The sequence below is a fragment of the Mesorhizobium sp. M2A.F.Ca.ET.037.01.1.1 genome (assembly GCF_003998075.1).
Lineage (GTDB): Bacteria > Pseudomonadota > Alphaproteobacteria > Rhizobiales > Rhizobiaceae > Mesorhizobium.
The window spans coordinates 1-4686 of sequence record NZ_RZSA01000519.1 but is presented as its reverse complement, the minus strand read 5'-3'; the positions used below and the strand labels follow the sequence as shown (position 1 = coordinate 4686).

Here is a 4686-nt window from a genome sequence, read left to right as displayed (position 1 = left end):
GCGGCATAGAGGCGCCTCGGGCCCTGGAAATAGTGGAAGGACGAGGTGAACACCGTCGGGATCATCGAGGCGCCGAGCAGCCCCTGCAGCGCCCGGAACACGATCATGCTTTCGATGTTCCAGGCAAAGCCGCACAGCATGCTGGCAAGCGTGAAGCCGGCCGCTGAGATGGTGAAAAGCCAGCGCGTTGAAAACACCCGCGTCAGCCAGCCCGACAGCGGGATGACGATGATCTCCGCCACCAGATAGGAGGTCTGGACCCAGCCGATCTGGTCCTGCGCGGCCGACAGGCCGCCGCCGATATCCTGCAGCGAGGAGGCGACGATCTGGATGTCGAGCAGCGCGATGAACATCCCCACGCACATCACCATGAATGGCAGGATGCTGGCGAGGAAGGATTGCGGGGCGGCCGGCGCTGACATGGCGCCCTCAATGCGATCCGGTATCGACGGTGACGACGGTGGACAGGCCTGGCCGCAGCGCCACCTTGCCCGCCTGGTCGGCATCGATCGCGATCCTCACCGGCACCCGCTGCACGATCTTGGTGAAATTGCCGGTCGCGTTCTGCGGCGGGATGACGCTGAAGATCGCCCCCGTGGCCGGCCCCAGGCTGGTGACATGGCCCTTGAGCGGCTGGTCGGGAGCGATATCGGCATAGACGGTAGCGGCCTGCCCGTCGGCCATCGCCCGCAACTGGTCTTCCTTGAAATTGGCGTCGACCCATAGGCCCGAGGCGGGAACGATGGTCAGCAGATAGCTGCCCGGCGAGACATAGGTGCCGACCTGCGCCAGCCTGTTGCCGACGATGCCGTCGATCGGCGAGCGGATTTCCGTGAAGCCGAGGTCGAGCCGGGCGGTGTCGAGATCCGCCTTGGCCGCCGCGACTTCCGCCGTCGCTTCCGAAATCTGGGTGTTGAGGACGTCGAGTTGTTGCCTCGACGCCGCAAGCGCGGCCCGCGCGGCGGCGACGGAGGCCTGCGCCTGGCCGTCGGCCGCGGCGCTCTTCTGGGCATCCTGCTGCGAGCCGGTCCTGGCGCTGGCGAGCACCGCGTAGCGCTTGGCATCCTGCGCCGTGAAGAGAGCGGCGGCGCTCTTCGCCTCGAGATCGGCGCTGGCCTGCTCGATCAGCGAGTTCTGCAGTGAGATTTGAGCACGCAGATTGTCGAGCGCCGACTGCTTCTGCTGCACCGATGCCTGCGCGCGTTCCAGCGCCGCCTTGAACGGCCTGTCGTCGATGCGGATGACCGGCTGGCCGGCGCTGACATGCTGATTGTCCTCGACGAGCACCTGGTCGATATGGCCGGCGACGCGCGGCGCCAGCGGCGTGACATTGCCGCCCACATAGCCGTCGTCGGTCGTTACCATGAAGCGGTTGGCCTGCCACCACTCGGCGCCAAACCAACCGGCGGCAGCGATAGCGATCAGGGCTGCCCCGAGCAGCAGCGGCTTGCGCCGCTTCCTCGCCGGCTTCGGGGCTTCAACGACGGAGGCCTGCAACTCGGCCGGGGAAAGAGCCTTGTTCATCTGCTTCGCGCCTCTTCCTGGCCGCCGTTCTCGATCAGCGGGAGGCCCGGCCCTTGGCTGCTGAAGCGATAGTGCCGCCGCATGCGATCACTGGCCCTCGGCCCGGTGGCCAAGGCGAAGCCGCCGCTGTCGAGTTGCCTGCCGGTCTCCTTGTCGACCAGGACCGGATCGGCCCAGCGCCCGTCCGCCGTGTCGACCACGACAAGGCTCGGGCCCTCGGGCGCCAGGTGCCGGTTGCCCCAGGCAAGCAGCGTAAGCAGCACCGGCCGGAAATCGCGGCCCTTGGCCGTCAGCACATATTCATGGCGCAGCGGCCGCTCGCAGTAGGCGCGCTTCTCGAACAGCCCGCGCTCGACCAGGCTATTCAGCCGCCGCGTCAGCATGTTGGGCGCGATATCAAGGCTCTTCTGGAACTGGTCGAAGCGGGTAAGGCCCTGGAAGGCGTCGCGCAGCAACAGGATGCTCCACCACTCGCCGACCTCGTCGAGGCTGCGCGCGATGGGGCATGGGCGCGTTTCGAAGCTCGTCCTGGCAACCATTCTCGTGACTCACTTTCAAAATGAAAGTTAGATATAGCCAAGTCGATTGCATTATGCAAGTCAGTATGATCGGACGCGCCGGCGCTGCATATCGAGCCGGCGCGAACGAACTTGCACGAGCCGTTGCTGCAAACAAAAAGGGCGACGCAAGCGCCGCCCTTCGGGAGGATGATTTTTCGCAGGCGCTTTAAGCGGCCTGGGCTTCGCCGGCGATCGCATCGGCGGCGCGGGCCGCCTTCAGCACCTTGGCCCACCAGGCGACGTCGTTGACCAGCGCGGCGGCGGCCTGGTTCAGATGCTCGACGTCCTCGAGCTTCTTCTCGCCCTGGCGCACCGCAAGGAAATCGCCCCAGGCGATATGGACGGCCGACTTGACCGGCGCCATCTGCAGCTCGACGGCGATCAGGCGGAGCTGTTCGACCGCGCGCGCGCCGCCGACCGAGCCGTAGCCGACAAAGCCGGCCGGCTTCTTGTTCCATTCATTGGCGGCGTAGTCGATGGCGTTCTTCAAGACACCGGTCGGAGCGTGATTGTATTCGGCGGCGGTGAAGATGAAGCCGTCGAACTCGGCGACCTTCTTCTGCCAGCGCTGCGCCACTTCGTTCTGCGACGGCGCCCAGGCGGAGGATGCGACCTCGTCGAAGAAGGGCAGCGGCCAGTCGCGCAGATCGACGATCTCGACGTCGATGTCGGCATGAGCCTTGGCGATCTTGGCGATCCACTGCGTCGGCACGTCGGCGAAGCGGGCGGCGCGCGTCGAACCGACGACGATGGCGATTTTGGGCTTGGACATAAGGGGCTCTCCTTGCGGGAATTTCTGGTATCGTTTGGATACCGGCGCTATATGTGATACTGACAAACCAGCGCGCAAGGGGGCACGTTTATGTTACTGAGGCACCCGCATATCACCGAAGACTGCCGTGCCGTGTCGGAAATCCTGCAGCGGGTCGGCGATAAATGGACCGTGCTCGTGGTCGGCAAGCTGGGTGACGGCGCGATGCGCTTCAACGAATTGCGCGCCGCCGTCGGCGGCATTTCGCAAAAAATGCTGACCACCACCTTGCGCGGTCTGGAACGCGATGGGTTCGTGACGCGAAAAGTGTTTCCGACCATTCCGCCGCGTGTCGATTACGAGCTGACCGAGCTCGGTCATGAGCTGCTCGTGCCGGTCGGCGCTCTGGGCGAATGGGCGCGCAAGAACACAAATCGGGTCCGCGAAGCGAGAGCGAAATTCGACAGCCAGCAAGCCTGAACCCCTTTTTGGTTCAAAGGTTTGCGAACCATTGAACAACCCGTGTCGCTCGGCGCCGGGCCTGTCGTGCCTCCGGCTTTGATCGGATTTGCTGCGGCTCTCCAGCTAGCCTCGCAGTTGTGTCCGCGTAACCGTCTCGACAAGGATGACTGTCTTTAGGCGGCCACCGATCAGGCGCTTGCAGCGGTAGTGGTGCAGCATGGTGTCGAGCAGTTCTCGTGCTGCGCGTCCTTCTTGTCGATCGCCTTCGGGTCCCTCACGCAGGCAACGCGTGGAAGGTCTTTGCTGATCTCCACATAGGCTGTAACGCCGAGCAGGCAGACCAGAGCAATAAGGGCGGCCACGAGCCAGCCGTTCAGCATGTGTTGACGCATTGTTTTCCCCTCGCGCGACCACTAACTGGGGCGCGAAGGCAACCATTGGATGTCGCGGAGCGCATCTGCCGCGCGGGCGTCGTTACAAAACGGCAAGCCTGGGGAGAATCGGAGACCCGTCAGCTCTCGGCCGGAACCGGCTTCGGCTTGCCTTCGCCGTCGAGCGCCACCATGACGAAATCGGCATGGGTGACCTTCTCCATCAGGTCGGAAAGGTAGCGCTGCGCCCAGGCCTCGACCTTGAGCACCATCGAGGTGCGGCCGACGCGCTCGACATGGGTGTAGATGCATAGCGTGTCGCCGATCTTCATCGGCTTGGCGAAGGACATCTCCTTGACCGCGGCGGTGACCACCCGGCCCTTGGCGCGCTCGGCGGCGCGGATGCCGCAGGCAAGGTCCATCTGCGCCATCACCCAGCCGCCGAAGATGTCGCCGGCGGCATTGGCGTCGGACGGCATGGCGAGCGTGCGCAGCGTGAGATCGCCAAGAGGTTTTCCGTCCGCGTAATGCACCATAGGAAACTCCTTCAGCCGCTGCTTTCCTGAACCCGTACCAATGCGATTGCGATGTCGCAAGCTCTGCTGAAAGCGAAAACTGCGCCGCCGGAGCAGTCGCTTTTTTCACAAGCCATGCCGGAAGGTCCGGCGACGACGTGAACCGGCAATGTCTAGGCTAGGCCGCGAATTTCGGAGCGCGCCCGCCTATCATGCAGACTTATGATTTCATCATCGTCGGCTCCGGCTCAGCCGGTTCGGTCGTGGCCGACAAATTGTCGGCTTCGGGCCGCTTCTCGGTGCTGGTGCTGGAGGCCGGCGGGACCGATCAAAGGTTCTACGTCCAGATGCCGCTCGGCTACGGCAAGACCTTCTTCGACCCGGCCGTCAACTGGAACTACAAGGCCGAGCCGGATCCCGGTCTCGCCGGAAATGCCGACCACTGGCCGCGCGGCAAGCTGCTCGGCGGCTCGAGCTCGATCAACGCCATGGTCTTCATCCGC

Annotated in this window: 8 protein-coding genes; 2 read left to right on the top strand and 6 right to left on the bottom strand. The window is 64.5% G+C overall.

Annotation, left to right across the window (positions count from 1 at the left end; genetic code table 11):
- The 4 genes from EOA27_RS23015 to EOA27_RS23000 all read right to left on the bottom strand — a co-directional run.
- The coding region (locus EOA27_RS23015; RefSeq protein ID WP_127257268.1) for an MFS transporter at window positions 1-422 on the bottom strand (422 nt) is incomplete at its 3' end.
- Window positions 423-429: 7 nt separating this feature from the next.
- On the bottom strand, window positions 430-1524 hold the full coding sequence (locus tag EOA27_RS23010; RefSeq protein WP_126081693.1) for an HlyD family secretion protein: 1095 nt from the start codon (window positions 1522-1524) through the stop codon (window positions 430-432).
- Entirely contained in the window at window positions 1521-2063 is a 543-nt protein-coding gene (locus EOA27_RS23005; RefSeq protein ID WP_126081692.1) for a helix-turn-helix domain-containing protein, read from the bottom strand. The genes EOA27_RS23010 and EOA27_RS23005 overlap by 4 nt, the downstream gene beginning before the upstream one ends.
- A 187-nt stretch (window positions 2064-2250) precedes the next feature.
- On the bottom strand, window positions 2251-2856 hold the full coding sequence (locus tag EOA27_RS23000) for an NADPH-dependent FMN reductase (RefSeq protein WP_127257266.1): 606 nt from the start codon (window positions 2854-2856) through the stop codon (window positions 2251-2253).
- 90 nt (window positions 2857-2946) lie between these two features.
- Between EOA27_RS23000 and EOA27_RS22995 the strand changes: the two genes are divergently transcribed.
- On the top strand, window positions 2947-3315 hold the full coding sequence (locus tag EOA27_RS22995) for a helix-turn-helix domain-containing protein (protein WP_040989613.1): 369 nt from the start codon (window positions 2947-2949) through the stop codon (window positions 3313-3315).
- Between the two features lie 170 nt (window positions 3316-3485).
- On the opposite strand, the gene EOA27_RS22990 is transcribed toward EOA27_RS22995, so the two are convergent.
- Both EOA27_RS22990 and EOA27_RS22985 read right to left on the bottom strand, forming a co-directional pair.
- Window positions 3486-3689, bottom strand: coding sequence for a hypothetical protein (locus tag EOA27_RS22990; RefSeq protein WP_126081691.1), 204 nt, complete (start codon window positions 3687-3689; stop codon window positions 3486-3488).
- Window positions 3690-3808: 119 nt separating this feature from the next.
- Entirely contained in the window at window positions 3809-4204 is a 396-nt protein-coding gene (locus EOA27_RS22985) for an acyl-CoA thioesterase (protein WP_042646168.1), read from the bottom strand.
- 191 nt (window positions 4205-4395) lie between these two features.
- Between EOA27_RS22985 and EOA27_RS22980 the strand changes: the two genes are divergently transcribed.
- The coding region (locus EOA27_RS22980) for a GMC family oxidoreductase N-terminal domain-containing protein (RefSeq protein ID WP_189562087.1) at window positions 4396-4686 on the top strand (291 nt) is incomplete at its 3' end.

What these genes read in the sequence shown, in the direction of transcription:
- EOA27_RS23010 (WP_126081693.1), bottom strand. Translation starts at nt 1,524, where the DNA reads ATGAACAAGGCTCTTTCCCCGGCCGAGTTGCAGGCCTCCGTCGTTGAA.
- EOA27_RS23005 (WP_126081692.1), bottom strand. Translation starts at nt 2,063, where the DNA reads ATGGTTGCCAGGACGAGCTTCGAAACGCGCCCATGCCCCATCGCGCGC.
- EOA27_RS23000 (WP_127257266.1), bottom strand. Translation starts at nt 2,856, where the DNA reads ATGTCCAAGCCCAAAATCGCCATCGTCGTCGGTTCGACGCGCGCCGCC.
- EOA27_RS22995 (WP_040989613.1), top strand. Translation starts at nt 2,947, where the DNA reads ATGTTACTGAGGCACCCGCATATCACCGAAGACTGCCGTGCCGTGTCG.
- EOA27_RS22990 (WP_126081691.1), bottom strand. Translation starts at nt 3,689, where the DNA reads ATGCGTCAACACATGCTGAACGGCTGGCTCGTGGCCGCCCTTATTGCT.
- EOA27_RS22985 (WP_042646168.1), bottom strand. Translation starts at nt 4,204, where the DNA reads ATGGTGCATTACGCGGACGGAAAACCTCTTGGCGATCTCACGCTGCGC.